This window comes from Roseobacter sp. S87 (assembly GCF_055693285.1).
The window spans coordinates 3141760-3163907 of sequence record NZ_JBVFTR010000004.1; the positions used below are offsets into that span (position 1 = coordinate 3141760).

17 protein-coding genes and 1 pseudogene are annotated in these 22148 nt (G+C 62.5%); 7 read left to right on the forward strand and 11 right to left on the reverse strand.

Annotated elements, in window-relative coordinates:
- Positions 1 to 552 precede the first annotated feature (552 nt).
- A complete protein-coding gene (locus tag ACZ1HA_RS16340; RefSeq protein WP_472714631.1) occupies positions 553 to 3249 on the forward strand; it encodes a hypothetical protein in 2697 nt (898 codons plus the stop codon).
- An 18-nt stretch (positions 3250 to 3267) separates the two neighbouring features.
- Positions 3268 to 4146 (forward strand): sulfotransferase domain-containing protein, encoded by an 879-nt coding sequence (locus tag ACZ1HA_RS16345; protein WP_472714632.1) that lies wholly within the window; start codon positions 3268 to 3270, stop codon positions 4144 to 4146.
- Positions 4147 to 4159: 13 nt separating this feature from the next.
- On the opposite strand, the gene ACZ1HA_RS16350 is transcribed toward ACZ1HA_RS16345, so the two are convergent.
- A complete protein-coding gene (locus tag ACZ1HA_RS16350) occupies positions 4160 to 4786 on the reverse strand; it encodes a LysE family translocator (protein ID WP_436398458.1) in 627 nt (208 codons plus the stop codon).
- A 135-nt stretch (positions 4787 to 4921) separates the two neighbouring features.
- Between ACZ1HA_RS16350 and ACZ1HA_RS16355 the strand changes: the two genes are divergently transcribed.
- Both ACZ1HA_RS16355 and ACZ1HA_RS16360 read left to right on the forward strand, forming a co-directional pair.
- Positions 4922 to 5791, forward strand: a complete 870-nt coding sequence (locus tag ACZ1HA_RS16355) for a DMT family transporter (RefSeq protein WP_472715342.1) — start codon at positions 4922 to 4924, stop codon at positions 5789 to 5791.
- 64 nt (positions 5792 to 5855) lie between these two features.
- Entirely contained in the window at positions 5856 to 6839 is a 984-nt protein-coding gene (locus ACZ1HA_RS16360; RefSeq protein WP_472714633.1) for a GlxA family transcriptional regulator, read from the forward strand.
- Positions 6840 to 6842: 3 nt separating this feature from the next.
- Here the strand turns inward: ACZ1HA_RS16360 and ACZ1HA_RS16365 are convergent, their stop codons facing one another.
- Positions 6843 to 7472: a class I SAM-dependent DNA methyltransferase gene (locus ACZ1HA_RS16365; RefSeq protein WP_472714634.1), complete on the reverse strand. Its 630-nt coding sequence runs from the start codon at positions 7470 to 7472 to the stop codon at positions 6843 to 6845.
- A gap of 29 nt (positions 7473 to 7501) precedes the next feature.
- Positions 7502 to 8029: a glutathione peroxidase gene (locus ACZ1HA_RS16370; protein ID WP_472714635.1), complete on the reverse strand. Its 528-nt coding sequence runs from the start codon at positions 8027 to 8029 to the stop codon at positions 7502 to 7504.
- Positions 8030 to 8165: 136 nt separating this feature from the next.
- On the opposite strand from ACZ1HA_RS16370, the gene msrB reads away from it, so the two are divergent.
- The 3 genes from msrB (at position 8166) to ACZ1HA_RS16385 (ending at position 11331) form a co-directional block, all read left to right on the forward strand.
- A complete protein-coding gene (gene msrB / locus ACZ1HA_RS16375; RefSeq protein WP_472714636.1) occupies positions 8166 to 8615 on the forward strand; it encodes a peptide-methionine (R)-S-oxide reductase MsrB in 450 nt (149 codons plus the stop codon).
- The gene (gene msrA, locus ACZ1HA_RS16380; protein ID WP_375229579.1) at positions 8612 to 9124 is read left to right on the forward strand and encodes a peptide-methionine (S)-S-oxide reductase MsrA; all 513 of its coding nucleotides are present in this window, start codon (positions 8612 to 8614) and stop codon (positions 9122 to 9124) included. The genes msrB and msrA overlap by 4 nt, the downstream gene beginning before the upstream one ends.
- Positions 9125 to 9261: 137 nt before the next feature.
- On the forward strand, positions 9262 to 11331 hold the full coding sequence (locus tag ACZ1HA_RS16385; RefSeq protein ID WP_472714637.1) for a methyl-accepting chemotaxis protein: 2070 nt from the start codon (positions 9262 to 9264) through the stop codon (positions 11329 to 11331).
- On the opposite strand, the pseudogene ACZ1HA_RS16390 reads toward ACZ1HA_RS16385, so the two are convergent.
- From ACZ1HA_RS16390 to ACZ1HA_RS16425, 8 genes and pseudogenes are all read right to left on the reverse strand, one after another.
- Positions 11304 to 13341, reverse strand: a pseudogene (locus tag ACZ1HA_RS16390) (hydantoinase/oxoprolinase N-terminal domain-containing protein). The gene ACZ1HA_RS16385 and the pseudogene ACZ1HA_RS16390 sit on opposite strands and share 28 nt — an antisense overlap.
- 63 nt (positions 13342 to 13404) lie before the next feature.
- The gene (queG, locus tag ACZ1HA_RS16395; RefSeq protein ID WP_472714638.1) at positions 13405 to 14439 is read right to left on the reverse strand and encodes a tRNA epoxyqueuosine(34) reductase QueG; all 1035 of its coding nucleotides are present in this window, start codon (positions 14437 to 14439) and stop codon (positions 13405 to 13407) included.
- A 60-nt stretch (positions 14440 to 14499) separates the two neighbouring features.
- A complete protein-coding gene (fzlA, locus tag ACZ1HA_RS16400; protein WP_375229576.1) occupies positions 14500 to 15165 on the reverse strand; it encodes an FtsZ-binding protein FzlA in 666 nt (221 codons plus the stop codon).
- Between the two features lie 56 nt (positions 15166 to 15221).
- Positions 15222 to 15956, reverse strand: coding sequence for a monofunctional biosynthetic peptidoglycan transglycosylase (gene mtgA, locus ACZ1HA_RS16405; protein ID WP_472714639.1), 735 nt, complete (start codon positions 15954 to 15956; stop codon positions 15222 to 15224).
- A 42-nt stretch (positions 15957 to 15998) separates the two neighbouring features.
- Positions 15999 to 20531, reverse strand: a complete 4533-nt coding sequence (gene gltB / locus ACZ1HA_RS16410) for a glutamate synthase large subunit (RefSeq protein WP_472714640.1) — start codon at positions 20529 to 20531, stop codon at positions 15999 to 16001.
- Positions 20531 to 21010 (reverse strand): GFA family protein, encoded by a 480-nt coding sequence (locus ACZ1HA_RS16415; RefSeq protein WP_472714641.1) that lies wholly within the window; start codon positions 21008 to 21010, stop codon positions 20531 to 20533. The genes gltB and ACZ1HA_RS16415 overlap by 1 nt, the downstream gene beginning before the upstream one ends.
- Positions 21007 to 21441, reverse strand: a complete 435-nt coding sequence (locus ACZ1HA_RS16420; protein WP_472714642.1) for a GFA family protein — start codon at positions 21439 to 21441, stop codon at positions 21007 to 21009. Before ACZ1HA_RS16420 ends, ACZ1HA_RS16415 begins: the two co-directional genes overlap by 4 nt.
- Positions 21434 to 22132, reverse strand: coding sequence for a hypothetical protein (locus ACZ1HA_RS16425; protein ID WP_472714643.1), 699 nt, complete (start codon positions 22130 to 22132; stop codon positions 21434 to 21436). Before ACZ1HA_RS16425 ends, ACZ1HA_RS16420 begins: the two co-directional genes overlap by 8 nt.
- Positions 22133 to 22148 lie beyond the last annotated feature (16 nt).

Genomic DNA, 22148 nt, shown 5'->3' on the forward strand with positions numbered 1-22148 from the left:
GACTTCCGCACTTCTCGCTGCCTGCAGCGATCTGCTGGATCTGACGGTCGACAAACTGGTGCCTGCCAGTATCGGAGAGGTCCAGCTGGGGCTTCGCACCGCCTATAATGACGACAATCAGTTTCTGACGGACGGCCGCCTCGGCCAGTATACACGGCAGAAACTGGCACAGCTCTGCGAGGATGTTCCGCGTCCCGCCGGTCTGGATGATGTGCGCTCGACCTTGCAGCTGACTGTGCAGTATGCGCGGCTGCAGCAGAGCTTTCCGGGCTGGTCCACAGCGCTCTTTGATCTCGATCTGACCGCCGGTGGCGACGCCGACGCCCGTGCCATGCTGGGCCTGCGCCTGGCGGGGACCACGGCGATGAAAACTCTCGCGATGGGACGTAACGCCCAGACGTTTGTGTGCTCTGATCCCGGGGGTGCGCTTGCGCAATACCCTGACGGTGCCCGGGCTCTGGCTACACTGACCCGGCTTTTAAGGAAAAGAGCGAGGCCGACATCTGCAATCTTCTGCCCGTGGCCGGTGGTATTGACGCCTGGCAGCAGGGTATGGAACGCTTGGGCCGGCTGGGCTCCAGCCGGGTGGGCGCGCTGCGGGTGCTCCAGAGCGATGACTTTCTGGGCTGGATCGCCGCCGGCGACACCCAAGAGGACAACGGCACCGAAAAGCGCCTGCGCCGGCTGGCCGGTACCCTGCCTGCCGTCCTGACGCTGATCGATGATTACAACGCACAGAACGAAGGCGGAGACGGTTCAACCGTCTACACAGGCGGTCCCTGTTCGCCACGCCCGCAGGAACAGACGCTGACCTGGTATGCGCTGAACGACGAGGACATCGCATCGCTGGAGTTCTTCGTCTCCCTGTCGCCGAAACTGGATGCCTTTGCGGCGGACAATGGCGGGTTTGACAGCCCACAGGCGCTCTGGCGTGAGCTGCGGCCTGCGCTGGCCGAAGATCTGGACGATTGCGTTCTGGCCGAGATTGAGGAGCTGGTGACCGGCCCCGAAACCCTGCCGCTCGCCTTTCTGCTCCAGCCGGAGGCCACCGCAGCCCTTCAGGGCGTCCCTGATCTCAGCACGGCGCAACCGGTTCTGGCTGAACTGGCAACCGCGCGCACCGCGACCCGCGCCGAACTGGTGAATCGTATCCGCGCCGGTCTGCAGACGGCCGAGGAAGCTCTGGTCGCCGAGGAGGTTGCCGCAGCAGCAGACACTTTGGCCGCCGCTTCCGAGCCGGTACCGCCGCCCACAGACACCGCACTGATCGAACTGGACGACGAAGAGGAGGCCGCCCCCGACCCCACGCCCACCATAACCGTCACCGAGGCGACCGATGACGCCGTGGAAAGCGCCATCGACAACCCCGAACTGTCAGATGCGATCAAATCCACGCCCATCGCTGACGCCACAGTTCCCGAACTGATGCGGGCGCAGGTGCGTTCGGCCCTTGAGGAAACAGCCGCCCGGCAGGTCGCCCGTGCCGTCGATGCACAGGTCGCGCTGATCGAACCGGTCGTTACATCGGAATGGACGCTGACCCCGGCGCTGCGGGACGAGATTTTGGCACTGCCCTATGTGCGGGCAGCTGTGGCCGATGCCACGGCGCAGGATCTGCCCGACCGTCTGCAGACCCTCAACGGCGTCGCCTACCCGAGCTATCGTTTGTTTGAGGAAGCGCTGGCCAACATCCCGCTCATTGACGGTCAGGTGCCTTTTTCCCAGTTCGTGACCGAGCGCATTATCCAGAAGGCGCAGAAAAACATCACCGATCCGGAAATCACGCGCGTGTTCGGCGACCTGGCCGTGCCGGACTGCAACTGTGTGCCTGAGCGGCGCGAAGAAGATCTGCAGGTCTATGGATTCTATCCGTTCTGGTTCGCACCGACGCCCGTGCGTGCCGGTACCGCCGAGACAGCGGAAGACGGCGAAAATGCGGAACCCGCCAGCACGCTGATCGACTTCAGCCTGACGGGTCAGGTTGCTTTCTACGGGCTGGAGTTTTCGGACGCCGGCAGCACACGCGTCACGCTGCGCAACCGCGAGCAGTGGCGTGCCGCCAAGCGGAGTTTCGTGAATTCGGCACACCGGTTCCGTGCACGTGCTGATCTGGCTTTTGATCTGCGCGACTGGACGCGCTGGGATGATGCCACCATCGAGGATGTGATCGATGATATCGCCACCGAGATGGCTCCGTTTGAGCGTTTCGAAAGTTTCGAACTGCGCCACATCCGAGAGGCAGTGCCGACCCTTTTTGACCCGGTTCAGCCGGATGGGGTTACGCTGATCTTCCATGGGTACGAGGGCAACGGGCTCGGTCAGGACGAGATGAAAACCCTCGTCAGCATCGTCCAGGACCTCTATGAGGCTCTGCCCAACCGTGACAGGCTGCGCATCAATGTCGCCTTTGATTTCCCCCTGGTGGGAGAGAGCCTTGATGAGCCGCTCTTTGACGAACTCTATGAACTGCTGATCCCGTCCCCGCTGGTGCTGGCAGACGGCGCTGCGGCGCAGGCGGACGGACCGCAGGATCTGGACCGCGAGACCACCAAGATCATCGACAAGATCCTGCTGTTTCTCGAACGCCCGACAACGGATGCGAAAAAAGGGCTGCGCTACCGGATGGAGCAGGGCCTCTTCCAGGGTGAGGTGCGCGCCAGCGTGCTGCGCAGCATCATTCCGGTGCTGCCACCCGGCGGGCATGAATTCGTGCTGACGGCCGTGAAACCGAACGCGGTCAACCAGACGCCTGCAGCACCTTTCTCGCAGTTCGAGGATGACGTCGTCTATTTCAAGGACAACTTCTCCGGCGTCGGGTTCTGGCCGGTACCTGACCCCGCAGGAACCGAGACCGCCAGCATCGCGGCCATCATTGCAAACCACTTCAACGCCCCGCGCCTGCCGCCTCTGCTGGCCAGTTTTGAGGCCACCGTGAGCGATGTCTGCGACTTTTCCTGCCCGAACCGCGCGGCGATCACACTGGCGGCCATGGCGCTCTTTGCGATCATCGTGCTGCTGACCTGGCGGTCGTTCTACAGCGGCATCGTCGACCGTATTGCGTTCCGCTTTATGACCATCGGCCTTGTGTGGATCGGCAATCTGGTGCTGGTGGGCACGCTGCTTGTGCTCAGCTTCTGCGATCCGCGCTCAGTCTGGCCCGGTATCCTGATGTGGGTCCTGATTGCCCTGCTGGGCAGCATTATGATCTACAACTTTGTGCAAAGGATCAAAAACGGTCCGATGCCCTGACCGGGCCCCGCGCAGGAGATGACAGAGATGACAGAACGCCAGCTCTATCTCGGGGCCCTGACTGACAACCGCCGCTGGGATATGGTGCAGATCCGGCCAGACGACGTGTTCGTCGTGACACCGCCCAAATGCGGGACCACCTGGATGCAGACAATCGTGGCCCTGCTCTTTTCCGGCGATCCGGATGTCGAAACGGACCTGTCAGTCAGAATGCCCTGGGTCGACATCCGCATCCGGGAGATCACGGAGGTGGCTGCGCGCCTTGAGGCCATGACCCATCGCCGGAGCATGAAAACCCACACGCCGATGGACGGGCTGCCGATGCACGATAAGGCACAGTACATCTGTGTGTTCCGCCACCCGCTGGATGCGCATTTCTCTTTCCGCAAACACGTGCGCAACATCCCGATCCCCTGGTTCAATCACTGGTATCCCGAAGACGACACCGATGGCACCGCGTTCCGCCGCTTTCTGGATGGCGGGCCCGAAGGGTTCGATACTGATGCTATGCCGCTGGCGCATATCCTCCGGCACTACAAAGCAGCGCGGGCGGCGGTTCGTGCGAACGTGTCACTGTTCCACTACGCGGATATGACACGCGACCTGGCGGGTACCTTAGACCGGCTCGCCGGCCTGCTGGACATCTCCCATCCGCCAGAGCTGATGGATCAGCTGGTGCAGGCCGCAACCTTCGGCAATATGAGCCGGAACCCCGAACGCTATGCTCCGTCGGGCGGCAAAGGGTTCTTCAGGTCGGATGCGGCCTTCTTCGACAGCGGCACCAGCGGGAAATGGAACGGCCAGCTGTCGGATGCCGAACTGGCCGCCTATGACGCGATGATGGATGCCCACCTGACGCCCGCGGAACGGGCCTGGCTGGAAAACGGCGCCGCCTGATCCGCGCCCGCTGTCAGCGTTGCGACATCAGCAGCCGCAGTGCCAGACCGGCAAACACAACGCCCGCGATCCGGTTCAGCGCCACCTGCGCGCCCGGGCTTTGCCCCAGCCACTGGCCCAGAAATCCCGCAGCCCAGGCCACAGCGCTGAAAATCACCAGCGCGCAGAGGCCGAACACCAGACCAAAAAGGAAAATCTGCGCCGTCACAGACCCCCGCGCGGGGTCGGCAAACTGTGGCAGAAACGCCAGGAAAAAGATCGCGACCTTCGGATTGGTCAGGTTCATGATCACCCCCCGCCCATAGAGCCGCGCGGCGGGCAGCCGGTCAGAACCGGCACCGGTGACATCTGTGGCACCGGCCCGGAAAGATTTCCACGCAAGCCACAGCAGATAGGCCGCACCGGCGATCTTCAGCAGCGTAAAAGCGGCCTGCGAGGTCTGGAAAATCACCGCCACGCCCAGCGCCACAAGCGTCGTGTGAACAAGGACACCCGTCACCAGGCCCAGGGTGACCAGCACACCCGCCATCCGGCCGCTCAGGGCCGCCTGGGTCAGCACAAAAATATTGTCCGGCCCGGGCGCCAGTGCCAGCGCCACGCAGGCGGCAACAAATACAAAAAGAACGTCAGGCGGGATCATGGCAGGCCTCATTGATGATTGCGCTGATGAACGCTGGCGCGCACGCCGGTGTCAAGGCGTCCTGGCACCTTGCGGCCCGGTCCGATTTCCCCGATGGTCGCGACCGAAGCAACCGCAGGACGCGACAACAGGCTTATGGACATCCGCGCAATTCTGATGGGGCTGGCGTTTGCGGTCATGTGGTCGTCGGCCTTTACCTCTGCTCGGATTATTGTGGCAGATGCCTCGCCGATGGCCGCCCTGACGCTGCGCTATGCCATCTCCGGCCTGCTGGGCGTCGGGATCGCGCTGGCTCTGGGCCAGTCCTGGCGTCTGACGCCCGCGCAGTGGCGCGCAACGATCCTCTTTGGTGTGCTTCAGAACGCAGTTTATCTGGGCCTGAATTTCGTGGCGATGCAGACGATCCAGGCTTCGGTCGCGGCGATCATTGCCTCGACCATGCCGCTGCTGGTGGCGCTCGCGGGCTGGATGTTTCTGGGCGAACGGCTGCGGCCTCTGGGCATTGCCGGTCTGATTGCCGGGGTGGCGGGCGTCAGCCTGATCATGGGCGCGCGTATTGACGGTGGCGTTGACCTGACCGGCCTGTTGCTCTGCGGCATCGCCGTTGTTGCCCTGACCATCGCGACACTGTCAGTACGCGGGGCCACATCGGGTGGCAATTTCCTGATGATTGTCGGGCTGCAGATGCTGGTCGGGTGTCTGGCCTGCGGGCTGGCCACGCTTCTGTTCGAAACACCCCGGCTGGACCCGAGCTGGACGCTTGCGGCGGCCTTTGCCTATACAACGCTGGTTCCTGGTCTCGCCGCGACCTTTGTCTGGTTCTGGCTGGTCAACCGGATCGGCGCCACACGGGCGGCGACTTTCCACTTTCTCAACCCGTTCTTCGGGGTCGCCATTGCAGCCCTTATGCTGTCCGAGCCTCTGGGTGGCCGGGATGTTCTGGGCGTTGTGATCATTGCCCTGGGGATCCTCGCCGTGCAGATTTCGCGACAAAGGGTGTCGTAAACGCGGTTTTTGGATTTCGCGAAAGCGGCTACCCTGCGCCGACATTCACCGGGATACGCAGCCGATGAGCGACGCACCGCCCCTCAGATCCTATGCCTTTCTGCTGATCCCAGGGTTTTCGCAGCTTGGCTTTGCATGCGCGCTTGAGGCGCTGAGCCTCGCCAACCGCTATCCGTCCGGCGGGCCGTTTTATTCCTGGCGGGTGCTGTCGGAAACAGGGGAACCTGTGCGCGCGTACAACGGTGTGCCGGTTGGCGTCGACGGCGGGCTCGAAGAGCTGGTGCGCGATGAGACCATCGTTATCTGCGCCGGCGAGGATGTCGGACAGAACACCAGCCGCAAGGCACTGAACTGGCTGCGCCGCGAGGTCCGCAAGGGCATGGATTACGGCGCGCTGTCCTCGGGCACCTACGTTCTGGCTCTGGCGGGGCTGGTGGCGGGCAAGCGGGTGACCACACACTGGGAATACCGCTCCGCCCTGACCGAAGTGCTGCCCGATGTGATTATGGAAGACAGCATTTTTTCCGTGGACGGTCGGGTTTTCACGACGGCCGGCGGGGCCGCGTCCATGGATATGATGCTCGACCGGATCCGCCGCGAACACGGCGATGATCTGGCCACCTGGGTTGCGGATCAGATGGTCTACACCGATCCGCGCCTGCCCGATCACGCCCAGCGCACCGCCCTGCAGCCCCGCACACGGGTCCGCAATGCCAAGCTCGCGCTGGCCATGCAGATCATGGAAAACAATATCGAAGACCCGCTGACCCCGGATGAGATTTCCGCGCTTGTTGGTCTGTCCACGCGCCAGCTGGAACGGCTCTTTGATCGCTATGTCGGGAATTCACCCAAGCGTCATTATCTGCGTCTGCGGCTGGAGAAAGCGCGCGATCTTCTGCGCCAGACGGATTTTTCGGTGACGGATGTTTGCGTGACCTGCGGGTTCAAATCCCTGTCGCATTTCTCCAAGAGCTACCGCGCCGCCTATGGGATCAGCCCCGGGCTGGAAGGGGGCAGCGCGCGCCTGATGTGGCGCGATGACGGCTGACCGTCAGGTTTTGCGGAAACGCACGAGCAGGCCCCTGTCGTCCCGGTGCGCGCCCGTGGCCCCGGGCCCGTAGATCGGCGCCTCAACCTGCTCAAACCCGGTGATCCTGTCGCCGAAGCTGTCGAATCTTTCCGCAAACCCTGCGTCGTGGAAGAGCTCCGGTTTGATGGTCACCACAAAGAGCGCGCCGGGTGCCGCAACCCGCATCAGTTCATCAAAGGCCGCTGGCCCGACGTGGCCATGGGTAAAGGTGCCCGAACTCACAACACCCTGCCATGCTGCGTCCGGCAGCGGCAGCGGCTGCGTCATGTCGGCAACCACCAGATCGCGGTAAACATCCTTGCGCCGCGCCACCTCCAGCATCTCCGGCGTCAGGTCCAGCCCGTCCACCGGCGCAATGCCCTGCGCTGCCAGCGCCTGCCCCAGAAGACCGGTGCCCGCGCCCGCATCCAAGACCGGCCCCGTCCCGCCACATGCTGCAAACATCCGGGCGACCTGGCCTGGCATCAGGAAATCCATCGCCTTGGCGAAGGTGTCCTCATAGGTCTCTGCCCAGCCGGCATACAGCGCCCGGTTGTCATCGGGTGTTTCAAGCGCATAAGCGGCATCAAGATCATGTTTGTCAGCTGGCATCCCGGATCCTCCCGGTGCCAGTCTGGCATTCAGGACCCCTGCAGCAAAGCCTCAATTGCACCGGTGATCTCTCCGGACATCGGCTTTGTGCGGGACCCCCAGGTGTCAATCACCGCGCCATCCGGACCAATCAGCACCTTGTTGAAGTTCCAGCGCGGCACAAATCCCGTCTCTTCCCGGACCTCGCGATAGAACGGGTGCGCCTGGCGCCCCTTGACGCGGGTGATATCCGCCATCGGCAGGTCCAGCGCAAAATTCAGCTCGCAGAACTCCTTCACCTCTTCGGCACTGTCCAGCTCCTGGCTGAAATCGTCGGACGGGACGGCAAGAACCACCAGCCCCTGATCGCGGTAGCGGTCATAAAGTGTCTGCAGCCCGTCGTACTGACCGGTAAAACCGCATTGCGACGCGGTGTTCACAACCAGTACCGGCTGGCCTGCCCAGTCCGCTGTTTCCAGCGTGCCACCGTCAATGGAGGCAAAGCTGTGAGGTCCCATGCCGGCAAGCGCTGTGCCTGCCGACAGGATAAATGCCAGTACCGTTGCGGGTCGTTTCATTGTCGCCTCCTGGTCCGCCTGGGGATCATATAGGTCCCGTTTCCCCTCAGACACGTGATCACCTACCGAATAGTTTCCTCTTTTCATCGCGCGGCGGGCTCTTATCTTCTGAAGCAAAGGTAAACGGGAGACCCTTATGCCCAGATATGAAAAAACCGACGAAGCCATCCGGAAACTGTCACTGGAAGAATTTCGCGTGACCCAGCAGAATGGCACCGAACGGCCCGGCACCGGTAAACTGCTCGGCAACAAGGAGCCGGGCATCTACGTGGACATCGTCTCCGGCGAGCCACTTTTTGCCTCCGCCGACAAATACGAAAGCGGCTGTGGCTGGCCGAGCTTCACCAAACCGATTGAGCCTGCCCATGTGCAGGAGCTGAGCGACACAACCCTGGGCATGGTCCGTACCGAGGTCCGCTCGACCCATGGGGACAGCCACCTGGGCCATGTGTTCCCGGACGGGCCAGTGGACCGTGGCGGTCTGCGGTATTGCATCAACTCCGCGTCGCTGCGTTTTGTGCACCGCGACGACATGCAGGCCGAAGGCTACGGCGACTACCTTGATCAGGTGGAGGATGTGGCATGAGCACTGAACGCGCTGTACTGGCCGGTGGCTGTTTCTGGGGCATGCAGGATCTGATCCGCAAGCGCCCGGGCGTCCTGTCGACCCGTGTTGGATATACGGGCGGCGACGTGGCCAATGCCACCTACCGTAATCACGGCACACACGCCGAAGGGATCGAGGTAATCTTTGACCCTGACGTGATCAGCTACCGTGATCTGCTGGAACTGTTCTTCCAGATCCACGATCCCACGACGCTGAACCGGCAGGGCAATGACATCGGGCTCAGCTACCGCTCGGCCATCTACTATGTGGATGACGCGCAAAAGCAGGTGGCGGTCGATACAATCGCCGATGTAGAGGCGTCCGGTATCTGGCCCGGCAAGGTCGTCACCGAAGTTGAGGAAGTTGGTCCGTTCTGGGAAGCTGAACCCGAGCATCAGGACTATCTGGAGCGTTTCCCGAACGGCTACACCTGCCACTTCCCGCGTGCAGACTGGGTACTGCCCAAACGCACCGCAGCGGCGGAATAATATCTCTGGTTTCTGCCGCAGCCGCTGCGGCAGAGACCCCGCGGTTTTCTTCCCGAAAATGCAACCTGAAGGCGTGCAGATAAAGAAGTTTTTAAGGTCCGGATGCGTAGAACCCCTGAAACCATCAGGAGATTGCTATGCCATTTTTCGCGCGCAAGGCGGATCGGAAGAATAACGCGGCAGCCCCCGCGGATGCACTGCTGGACGCACTGAGCACGAACCATGGTCTGGTCTGGTTCGACCGCGCCGGGACAATCGTCCGCGTGAACGAAAAATTCTGTGAGATAACAGGCTATTCCCCGGAAACCGCGCTGGGTGTCCGCCATGATGATCTGATCGATCATGCGCAGGCGGAGGCGCGCGACGACACCTCTTTTGCGGATGCGCTGGAGCGTGGCACCTCCGCTACGTACATCCTGCCCCGGAAAACTTACGACGGCAGATCGCTGTGGGTGTCCGCCACCTACCTGCCCCTGGCGGAAAAGGATCATAACGGTGCCCGTCTGGTAAAGATCGTGCGCGATGTAACACAGCGCGAAAATGACGCGCGCAACATCCGCAGTCAGTTCGAGGCAATCTCGCGCGAACAGGCAAAGGTGCTTTTTGGCACAGATGGCATCGTGCTGGAGACAAATGAGCGGTTTCTGGAGATCACCGGCTATGACGAAAGTGATGTGGTGGGCAAGCACCACACGATGTTCATCCATGAAGAGTACGAAGGTACCGACAAATACGCACAGTTCTGGCAGCAGATCAGCGAAGGCGAGCTGAAGTCAGGCATTTTCAAGCGGTTCGGCAAAAACGAGCGGCCGATGTGGCTTCACTGCAGCTACGCTCCGGTGCTGAACACACATGGCGAACAGATCGGTGTGCTGAAAATAGCCGATGACGTGACAGAGCGCGAAGAAGCCTCTGACCAGGTTAAAGCCATCGCACGGGTGCAGGCCGTGATCGAGTTCGACATGGACGGTCATATCCGGACGGCTAACGATCTGTTCCTGAACGCGATGGGATACACCCTTGATGAGATCAGGGGCAAACATCACAGCATCTTCATGCCCGATGGCGAGGCCGCGTCAAAGGAGTACCGCGAGCACTGGGAAATCCTGAAATCCGGCAAATTTCACGTCGGCGAGTACCGGCGCAGGCACAAGGACGGCTCCGACGTCTGGATTGAGGCGACCTACAACCCCGTTTTCGGGCCTAATGGTGATCCGGTCAAAGTGGTCAAATTTGCCTCCGATATCACACCACGGAAATTCGCTGTGAAAGAGCTCAGCGAAGGGCTGTCTGAGCTGGCCACCGGCAATCTCGGCGTTCATCTGGACGAGCCTTTTTCCTCCGGATACGAACCGCTGCGCCGGAATTTCAACACGACCCAGGAACGGCTGCGGACACTTGTAAGCAACGTCATCGGCTCGTCCGAACAGATCCACGCAGGCATCACAGATATTTCCGGCGCCTCCTCCAGTCTCAGCCAGCGCACCGAACAGCAGGCGTCGGATCTGGAACAGACCGCCAGCGCGATCACGCAGATGTCCGCCTCGCTGAAATCCACAGCTGAGACGGCGCAGTCAACCGCGTCCGAGGTTGTGAAGACACGCACGCACGCCAAAGGCGGGTCAGACATCATGTCCGAAGCGCGCGCGGCCATGGATGCGATCTCCGAGAGCTCCGCCGAAATCTCCAAAATCACCTCTGTGATCGACGACATCGCGTTTCAGACCAATCTGCTCGCGCTCAATGCCGGTGTTGAGGCCGCACGCGCCGGAGAGGCCGGTCGCGGCTTTGCAGTCGTGGCATCAGAGGTGCGCGCGCTGGCGCAGCGTTCCTCAGAGGCCGCAACGCAGATTGCCGCCCTGATCACCACATCTTCGGGCCAGGTCAGCCAGGGCGTCGATCTTGTATCACGGACCGGCGATGCGCTGGCAGAGATCGAGAAAGCCGTCGCAAACGTGTCCGACATGGTCAGCGAAATGGCCACGGCCGCGACCGAGCAATCAGGTGGCCTGTCGGAAATCTCGACCTCAATCGGCAATCTGGACAGTGTCACACAGAAAAACGCCGCTATGTTCGAGGAAACCAACGCCGCGACACAACTGCTGGCGAACGAAGTGACCGCGCTCAGCGCACATACCTCCTCGTTCCGCACCGGCGACGAGGGTGCGGGCAGCCGCTCTCAGACCTCCGCCCGGCTGGCATCCTGAACACCGTCCTCAGGCGCCACGCGGGGCCGGCCCGTCGCCTCAACGGTGACAACCGCCTCGACAAACACGCGCCGCCCTTCGGTTTCGGCCGTTTTGACGTCGCGCGCCGTGCTGGTGCTGATATCGCCTGCTCCGGCACTTTTTGCCCGCCGCACCGCATCCCCGCGTAACCTGGCCTCCAGCGCTGCAAGCGCGGCCGCCTCACTGGCAAAATCCTCCGGCGCTCCGGGCCCATGCACGCGGTACACCCCTTCTCCGGCTGATGTCACCTGCCCGGTTTCGCGCATCGTGACCCGCCCGGCCACGGCACCGATGGCATTGGCCACCCCCCATGCTCCGGCAGGATCATCCCGGTGCCAACCATCCTGCCCACTTCCGGGTAATAAAACCGGGCGGACGCACCGAGGCCCACCACCGGCAGATTCAGCCCGGCGTCCAGCCGCACCATGTTCCGGTGCCCCGACAGCCCGCGCTGCACCAGCAGATGCCGCGCCATCTCCCCGGGCGCCTCCGACAGCGCGCCGTCCTCTTCGGCAAATCCCGCCTCCAGGAGCGCGGTCGTGGTCTGCAGCGTAAGCTGCCCGATGATCATCCGCGCCATATCTTCTGCGGTTTCTGCATAGACCGAACCGGATCCGGCCCGTCGCCGCGCCATCAGAGACAGTGCTTTGCGCGCGGCCTCACCATCCCAGTCCGCAAGCCCGCCCGTAACATGGCTGGCATCCGACGGCGTCACAGCGCTGATCTGCACCAGGCCGCGCTCCACCAGACGGCGCAGCGCTTCATGCTCCACCCGCATCCGCAGCACAGGCCCCAGCGGCTGCGCCTGCGGCGTGATCCGTTCCAGCAGGGCTGCCTCCCGCGCGCCCAGGCCTTCGGCATTCTGCCCTCCGACACGCCGCACAAACCGCCCGTCGAACTCGCCCGGCACAGTGCTGCGCAGCTGCTGATCCAGCGTTTCATGCACGACCTCAGGCGCGGATACCGCTGCCAGCGACACCGGCAGCACCCGCCGCGGGCCCAGAAAAACACCGCCCTCCAGCCCCTCGCTCCGCAGATGGACCTCGCTGTCCCCGCCCAGCCCGGTCGTGCGCATCGCCACAGCCTCAACCATCGTCCGGAACCCACCAACGCGCGCACCCGCCGGATCAACCGACGGCCGGCCATCCCGCAACAGCGCGATGTCCGTCGTTGTCCCGCCGATGTCGCTGACCAGCGCATCACCGGCCCCCGTCAGCCAGCGCGCGCCAACGATCGACGCTGCAGGTCCCGACAGGATCGTCTCGATCGGTTTATCCCGCGCCTGTTCCGCGGAAATCAGTGCCCCATCGCCCCGCACCACCATCATCGGTGCCTCAATCCCGATCTCATCCAGCACCGCACCGGCCCGCCCGATCAGACGTTCGATCATCCCGATCAGACGGGCATTCAGCAGCGCGGTCAGCGCCCGCTTGGGCCCGTTCAGCTTTGCGGAAAGCTGATGAGACGCCGATACCGGGCGCTGCGTTTCCGCCCGGATAATCTCCGCCGCCCGGGTTTCATGGGTCGGGTTGCGCGTGGCAAACTGTGACGCCACCGCAAAACCGCTGACCTCCGGTCCCCAGCGCCGGGCGAACGCCCGAAGTGCCGCCTCGTCCAGTTCTGCCGCCTCTGCGCCTGCATGGTTGTGGCCGCCCGCGCAGATCAGAACCGGATCGCCCCGCAGTGCCTCCCGCAGGCCATGCGCCTCCAGATCACGCTCCCGGAACCCGATGAAAACCAGCGCCGCCCGACCCCCCGGCCTTCAACCAGCGCATTGGTGGCCAGCGTTGTCGACAGGGACGCCAGCGCAATGTCCTCAGGCCGCACGCCTGAACTCTGCAGCACCCGGCGCACGGACTCACCGATGCCTGACGCCAGATCCTCGCGCGTGGTCAGGGCCTTGGCCGAGGCAAGCACCCGTTCCTCATCCTCCAGAAGAACCGCATCCGTATAGGTGCCACCTGTATCCACACCCAGCAAAACTGCCATCCGACATCTCCTTTGTCCTGGCCACCCTTATCCGCTGTGGTGGGATTTTCCAGTCAGAACGCGTCAGAGGCTGCGCAATTGCGTCACCGCCCAGCGCGCCGCGTCGGCAACGGCCGCATCCGGGTCCCCGCAAAGCGCTTCTGCTGCTGGCAACAGCTCCGGCAACCCCGAATTCCCGATGGCATACAGCACATTGCGCACAAACCTGTCGCGACCGATACGTTTGACGGGGGATCCGGAAAACTTTGCCCGGAATGCCGCATCGTTCAGAGCGGCAAGCTCCGCCAGCGCCGGTGCCTCCAGAGAGCCATCTCCCAGCAGGCGCATATCCCGGGCCGCCACCGCGAATTTGTTCCAGGGGCAGACGGCAAGACAATCGTCACAGCCATAGATGCGGTTGCCCAGTGCCGCGCGCAGGTCCTCAGCCACCGGCCCTTTGTGCTCAATGGTCAGATAGGAAATGCACCGCCGCGCATCGAGACGGTAAGGTGCGGGAAAGGCATCCGTCGGACAGATATCCAGACACGCCCGGCACGATCCGCAATGATCCGCCTCCGCTTCATCCGGATCCACCTCAAGCGTTGTGAAAACCGCCCCCAGAAAGGCCCAGTTGCCCCAGTCCCTGCTGACCAGATTGGTGTGTTTGCCCTGCCAGCCCAGGCCCGCCGCCGCGGCCAGCGCCTTTTCCGGCACGGGGGCTGTGTCCACAAACACCTTCACCTCGCAACCATTTTCCTGCACCAGCCAGCGCGCCAGACGTTTCAGGCGCTTTTTCACAACGTCATGATAATCCCGGCCCTGCGCATAGACCGACACGGCGGCACGGTCCGGCAACTCAAGGACAGACAAAGGATCAAAACGCGGCGTATAGCTTTCGGCCAGCATGATCACACTGCGCGCCTGAGGCCACAGCACCTGAGGCGCGGACCGCCAGTGCATCCGCTCCTCCATCCATGCCATCTGCCCGTGATATCCGGCGTCAACAAACGCCCTTAGACGCTCCGGCAACTCCGGAACAGCATCCGGACGACACACCCCACAGGCCACAAACCCCTCTTCCAGCGCCCGGGCGACGATCCTGTGCTTCAGCGCCGTCACGGTTTCTTCTGGCCGGAAATATCCCCGGGGGTCCGGGGGCAGGCAGCCCCCGGCCGTGGATCAGAAATCCAGATCATTGTAATGACGCGGCGGCGGGAACCCCGGCACCTGATCCGCCAGAATGGACCGGAACGCGGGGCGGGATTTGATCTTGGCGTACCAGTCCTTCACCACCTCGGACCGGTTCCAGTCCACGTCAGAGATATAATCCAGCGCGCTCATATGCGCGGCGGCGGCAAAATCCGCGAGGGTCATCACGTCGCCTGCCAGCCAGCGCCGGTGATCCAGCAGCCAGGTCATGTAATCCAGATGATACTTGATCGCCTTTGCGCCGGATTTCACGTTGCCGCTGTCCGGATACCCCTGGCCGGTCACCTTCTTGTTGACCCGCTCATAGAGCAGTTTTGACGTCACTTCCTGGTGAAACTTGTCGTCAAACCACCCCACGATGCGCCGCACTTCCTGACGGGCAACCGGATCCTTCGGCATCAAAGGCGGCTCGGGCCGTGTCTCCTCGATGTACTCACAGATCGCCGCACTCTCGGCCATCATGATGCCGTCAATGCGCAGCACCGGCACTTTGCCAGCCGGATTGCGCCGCATAAAATCGGCATCCTGCTCCCAGTATTTCTCTTCGACCAGCTCGGTTTCTATCTTCTTTTCAGCGAGGCTGAGCCGCACCTTGCGGCAGAAGGGAGAAAGAGGGACGTGAAAAAGTCGCGCCATGCGGGTATCCCGACGTTCTGAAATCTTCTCTTCAATGCCCGGTTGACCGCCGGGATTCAACTCTCGAAACAGTCTGATCTGCCGTCTTTGCTGATTGTCGCCGCCCCCGACAGGATGGCACGGGTCCGTTTGCGCACGAAATCTGATGGCCGGGACGCCGACCGGCCCTTCGGATCCGGCAGGATCGCTGCCAGCCGCGCCGCCTGCAGATCCGAGAGCCGGTCCGGCGTAACCCCAAAATAATGATCCGCCGCCGCTTTGACCCCGAAGACACCCTCATCAAACTCGGCGATGTTCAGATAGACCTCGACGATCCGCCGCTTCGACCACATCAGCTCCATCAGCGGCGTCATCAGCGCTTCAAGCGCTTTGCGGGTGTAATTGCGCCCGTGCCACAGGTAAACATTCTTGACCGTCTGCTGACTTATCGTCGAAGCACCCCGGTTGCCGCCATCCTCAATCGCCTCGCGGATCGCCTGAACGTCAAAACCCCAGTGATTGCAGAAATTTGCATCCTCCGCAGCCACCACGGACCGCGCCATCGCCGGCGCCACCGCGTCGATAGACACCCAGTCATAACTCACACCGCCCAAACGGCGGCTTTCGGAAAACATGTAGGGCGTCGTCCAGGGGTTGATCACAGTGCCTAGACCGATCAGCACCAGGACCAGAACGGCAACGCCAAGTACCCCGCGCACAACCCAGCGGCGGGCCGCGCGCAAAAACAGCTGCGGCGCCGACGGTTGTCTCTTTTTGCGGGGACGCGTCGTCCTGGTCTTACGTTTTGCCATGGCCCGGGTATAGGCGGGCCATGGCAGCTTGTGAACCGCCTGTTACTCGGCGGGTACGGCTGTTTCCTCAGTGCCCAGCGGTGCGGGCAGATGCACCAGCATCTCCTTGGGGCAAACCTGCAGGAAGTGGTGCTTCTCGCTGTCCCAGTGCTGCAGGATATCCGCCACGCGCCTGCTGCCGGTTTCCTCCAGATGCATCTCCAGCAGCTCTTCCAGCTCGCTCAGCCAGTGATCCACCGTGACCGGACAGGTGACCAGGGTCTCCATGTTCATCATCGCCGGGGCCTTGCCCTCAGGGTCATAGAGATAGGCCATACCCCCGGTCATGCCCGCGCCGAAGTTGGCACCGATATCCCCCAGGATCACCGCAACACCACCGGTCATGTACTCACACCCGTTGGATCCGCAGCCCTCAATCACGACCTTCGCGCCGGAGTTACGCACGGCGAACCGCTCGCCTGCACGACCCGCAGCGAAGAGATAGCCTTCCGTCGCACCATACAGCACCGTATTGCCGATGATGGTGTTTTCGGCCGCAACAATGGGCGACGCCATCGGCGGGCGCACAACGATCATCCCGCCCGACAACCCCTTGCCCACGTAGTCGTTCGCATCACCGGACACCTCCAGTTTCAGGCCAGGCGCCGCGAAAGCCCCCAGCGACTGACCTGCAGAGCCCGACAGTTTGACCGTCAGGTGATCCGGCTGCAGCGTGTTGCGCATGCCAAAACGTTTCACGATGTGGCTTGAGGTGCGCGTGCCAACCGTCCGGTGCGTGTTCTGCACCGCATAAGACAGCTGCATCTTTTCACCGTCCTCCAGGAACCGGCTGCCGTCCCGCACAATCTGGCTGTCCAGTGTGTCGGGCACCGCATTGCGGTCCTTGTCGCGGTTATAAACGATGTCTGCTGCCCCATCGACGGTGATCAGCAGCGGGTTCAGATCCAGATCGTCCAGATGCGCAGAGCCACGGCTCACCTGGTTCAGCAGATCGGCCCGTCCGATCACGTCATCAAGGCTGCGCGCCCCGATCTGCGCCAGAATTTCCCGCACCTCGGTGGCATAGAAGGTGATCAGATTGACGACCTTGTCCGCATTTCCGGTGAACTTTTCACGCAGGGATTCGTCCTGGGTACAGACGCCCACCGGGCAGGTGTTCGACTGGCACTGACGCACCATAATACAGCCCATCGCGATCAGCGCCGCGGTACCGATGCCGTATTCCTCGGCCCCCAGCATCGCCGCCATGACAATGTCGCGCCCCGTACGCAGGCCACCATCGGCCCGCAGGGTCACGCGTTCGCGCAGGTTGTTCATCGACAGCACCTGGTGCGCTTCGGTCAGTCCCATTTCCCAAGGCAGGCCCGCGTATTTGATGCTGGTCGCGGGCGAGGCACCCGTGCCGCCGTTGTGGCCCGAGATCAGGATGATATCCGCCTTGGCCTTGGCCACGCCCGCCGCAATGGTACCAACGCCCGAGGACGCTACCAGTTTCACCGTCACCTTACAGCGCGGATTGATCTGCTTGAGGTCATAGATCAGCTGCGCCAGGTCCTCGATGGAATAGATATCGTGGTGCGGCGGCGGGCTGATCAGTGTCACACCTTTGGTCGAATGGCGCAGCCGCGCAATCAGGTCGGTGACCTTCATGCCGGGCAACTGGCCGCCCTCACCGGGCTTGGCGCCCTGCGCCACTTTGATCTCCAGCTCTTCGCACTGGTTGAGGTATTCGGCGGTCACGCCAAACCGGCCGGAGGCGACCTGTTTGATCTTGGCCGACGGGTTGTCGCCGTTGGCCTCCGGCACGAAATGCGCCGGGTCTTCGCCGCCTTCCCCGCTGTCTGATTTCGCGCCGATCCGGTTCATCGCAACGTTCAGTGTCTTATGCGCCTCGGGCGACAGCGCGCCCAGGCTCATGCCCGGCGTGACAAAACGCTTCCGTATGGAGGTGATGCTTTCGACCTCTTCGATCGGCACCGGTTTGCCCAGCGGTTTGATGTCCAGAAGGTCGCGCAGATGGATCGGCGGATTGCTTTGCATCTTGGCCGAATACTGCTTCCACATCTCATAAGAGGCGCGGTTACAGGCCATCTGCATCATATGCATCGAGGTGGCTTCCCAGGCGTGGGTTTCGCCCGATTTGCGCGCCTTGTAGAAGCCGCCGATGGGCAGCACGGTCGATGGTCCGCTCCAGCCTTTGGCATGCACTTCCTCGGCCTTGCGCTGGATACCGCTGACGCCGATGCCGGAGATACGGCTGGTCATGCCGGGGAAGTATTCCGCACACATAGCACGGCTCAGGCCCACGGCCTCAAAGTTGAGCCCCCCGCGATAGGAAGAGATGACCGAAATGCCCATCTTGGCCATGATTTTCAGCAGGCCCTGGTCAATCGCGTTGCGATAGCGCGCAACCGCAGTGGTCAGGTTCACATCCAGCAGGCCGCGGTCGATCCGGTCCGCCAGGCTGTCCTCCGCCAGGTAGGCGTTGACCGTTGTGGCACCACAACCGATCAGAACGGCAAAGTAATGCGGGTCGACGCATTCTGCTGAGCGGACGTTCAGCGAGGTGAAGGTCCGCAGCCCTTTGCGGGTCAGGTGGCTGTGCACCGCGCTGGTGGCCAGGATCATCGGCATCGCCACGCGGTCCTCGCCCGAATGCTGATCTGTCAGCACCAGGTGACCTGCGCCCGAGCGCACGGCGTCTTCGGCTTCGGCGCGGATGCGTTCCAGACCTTCGCTCAGGTTGCCGGTACCCGGCGCAAAGCTGCAGTCGATTTCCACCAGTTCCGCGTTGAAATGGCCTACCAGCGCGTCAAACTGCGCATTGCCGATGAACGGGCTGTCGAGCGTCAGGATCTCGGTCTGGCTGCTGTCTTCGTCGAGCACGTTCTTGAGGTTCCCGAACCGTGTTTTCAGGCTCATCACCCGGAATTCACGCAAACTGTCGATCGGCGGGTTGGTCACCTGGCTGAAGTTCTGCCTGAAGAAGTGGCTCAGCGGCCGGTACTGACCTGACAGAACGGCTGATGGCGTGTCATCCCCCATCGAGGCCAGCGCCTCTTTGGCATCCTCGGCCATCGGGGCCAGGATCTGTTCCAGCTCTTCGACGGAATAACCCGCCGCGATCTGTCTGCGGCGCAGCGCGTCCCCGGCGAACATCGGCTTTTCGGTGATACCGCCCAGCTGGCTGTCCAGGTCCTTGATCTTGCCGACCCAGTCCCCGAACGGCTGGCTGGCGGCCAGTTTGTCCTTGATTTCGGTGTCGTGGAACAGACCGCCTTCCTGCATGTCCACCGCCAGCAGCTGGCCCGGACCCAGAGCGCCTTTTTCAACGACACGCGCCTCATCGAGCGGCACCATCCCGGTTTCCGACCCGGCAATCAGCATGCCGTCATTGGTCACCACATAACGCATCGGGCGCAGACCGTTCCGGTCAAGCCCCGCACAGACCCAGCGCCCGTCAGTCATGGCCAGGGCCGCCGGACCGTCCCAGGGTTCCATCACCGAGTTGCAGTAGGAATACATGTCCCGCCAGGCCTGCGGCAGTTCCACCGCCTGTTTGGACCAGCTTTCGGGCACCAGCATTGTTTTCGCCATCGGCGCATTCCGCCCGGCGCGCACCAGCACCTCAAAGACCGCATCCAGTGCCGCACTGTCTGACGATCCGCTGGCCACGATGGGTTTGATGTCTTCGGCCATGTCGCCAAAGGCACCGGACGCCATGCGGATCTCGTGGCTCTTCATCCAGTTCAGGTTGCCCTTGAGCGTGTTGATCTCGCCGTTGTGCGCCAGCATGCGGAACGGCTGCGCCAGCCACCACTGCGGGAAGGTGTTGGTCGAATAGCGCTGGTGATAGATCGCAAAGGCGCTCTCGAAACGTTCGTCCATCAGGTCGGGATAGAATTCCGCCACCTGTTCGGCCAGCATCATGCCCTTGTAGATGATCGACCGGCAGGACATCGACGCAATGTAAAGCGTCGGCACCTGAGCGGCCAGGGCCGCCTTTTCGATCCGGCGGCGGATCACATAAAGCTCGCGCTCAAAGGTATCCTCGTCGACACCCTTGGCGTTGGAAATAAGGATCTGCTCGATCTCGGGCCGGGTCGCATTGGCTTTTTCACCAAGGCATGAAATGTCCACCGGCACATGCCGCCAGCCATAAATGTAATACCCCATGCGCAGGACCTCGGTCTCCACGATGGTCCGGCAGGTCTCCTGCGCGCCGAAATCCGTGCGGGGCAGGAACACCTGACCCACGGCAATCATCTCATCCTCGCGCGGGTCGTGGCCGGTACGGCGCACCTGGTCGTAAAAGAACTCAACCGGGATCTGCACGTGAATGCCCGCACCGTCGCCAGTCTTGCCATCCGCATCCACAGCACCCCGGTGCCAGATCGCCTTCAGCGCCTGAATACCGTTTTCAACAACACTGCGGCTCCGCGTGCCATCCAGGGACACCACCAGACCCACACCACAGGAAGAATGCTCCTCATCCGTCGCATAGAGACCCTTTTCGGCCATATACGCGCGCTTTGCTTCCTCACGCGCCACCCAGGCGTCATCATATCTGGTCATCAGTTGTCTCCTTCAACGAAAGGGTGTTGAGCCTGCACTTCGGCGCGTGTCCGGCGGCGGTGTTCGCCGCTCAGGCACGCGTAATCCGGCGCGAGGTCCGTGTAGATTTCTGACAGCAGAACAAAATCCGCCGCCTCTTTGAATGATCCGGGGAAAAGCTCGATCTCCGTCTCTTCCGGGTCAGTGGCCCGCAGCCAGACAGCACTGCCACAGGTCGCGCAAAAGCCCCGCTCTGAAAAGGACGACGACGCATAGCTGCTGACCGGCCCCGTGACCGTCACCGCCTTTGTATCCGCCACGAATGAGCCGAACAGCATGCCGTTCCAGCGCTGGCACATCACACAGTGACAGGCCCCGATGGCCGCCACGTAGTTGCCGTCAACCTCAATGCGCACGTCCCCGCACAGGCACCGGCCCGACAGGCGGCCCGTGCGCCGGTGCGGCGCGATCAGCGCTTCTCTCGCGGCGGCGTCGGTCACGCGTCACCCTCCGCGCCTTCGAACATGGCGATGGTCTCTTCGGTGCTCAGACGGGTGTGATCGCCGGCCAGGCGATACCCCTGCGGGCACTGATCGGCAAAGAACTCCATCTTCATCTCGCCGCCCGCAGCATTGTCAAACAGACCGGCAGCCGGATGGCGCATGCCGTCATGCACCGTGCCGTACCACAGCGTGGAGCCACAGGTGCTGCAGAACCCCCGTTCGGCCCATTCAGAGGAACGATAGCTTTGCGCCGGCCCCTTAACGACCAGCGTGCCGGGCACCGTATCCACGGAAATAAACGCCCCGCTGGTATGCTGGCGGCACATGTCGCAATGACACGCGCGCAGACGCGGGTTTTCTGTTTCCACCCGCAGGGTCACAGCGCCACACAGGCACCGGCCTTCTATGGTGCGGCGCGCCTTATCCACAGCCAAACTCCGACATTGTCTGCAGAAAACCCGGATCGCCCGGTCCGTAAACCGCCCGCGGTGTCATATCAAAGGACTGCATCGGCATGTCATTCACACCCCGTGACCCGGTGCCTTCAATCACCAGATCCCGCGACTGCGAAATGTAGATGTCCACCGCAAAGGTCAGGACCTGTGACGCCCCCTTGCGGGCAAAAGCGCGGTCCGCATGATAAATCGCGAACTCTTCGCCGCTCACGGTGACGGTTTCGCCGGTGGCGTTCGTTGAACCGGTCAGCGTATAGCCCTGGTTGCGGATGACCTTGCTGTTGATCACAAAATCCCCGGTGCCCTCATGGGTTCCGGTTGCTTTCAGCGCCGCGACACTCATCGCGGCCCCGGTCCCCGGTACGGCGGCAAATTCCATAGCGCCCGCGCCGCGGGTCTCCCACTTGGTAAAAGACCAGTCCGCGTCATAGGAATTGGTGCTCGACAGCTTGCCGCGCCGGTACGTCAGCGAACGGTGGCCCCCATCGCCACAGGTGACGATGGTCGAGGCGACACAGTTGTTTTTGTGCACGGTGACCACCGGGGTGCAGCCTTCGGGCACGGCCACAACGGGTTGCGCCATGGCACCGGGTGCGCAGAAACAGAGCACGCACGCCAGGGCTGTGGCGGGTCTGCTGCTGAGTCTTTTCCCGGAATGGGTCATGGTTCCTGTCCTTAAC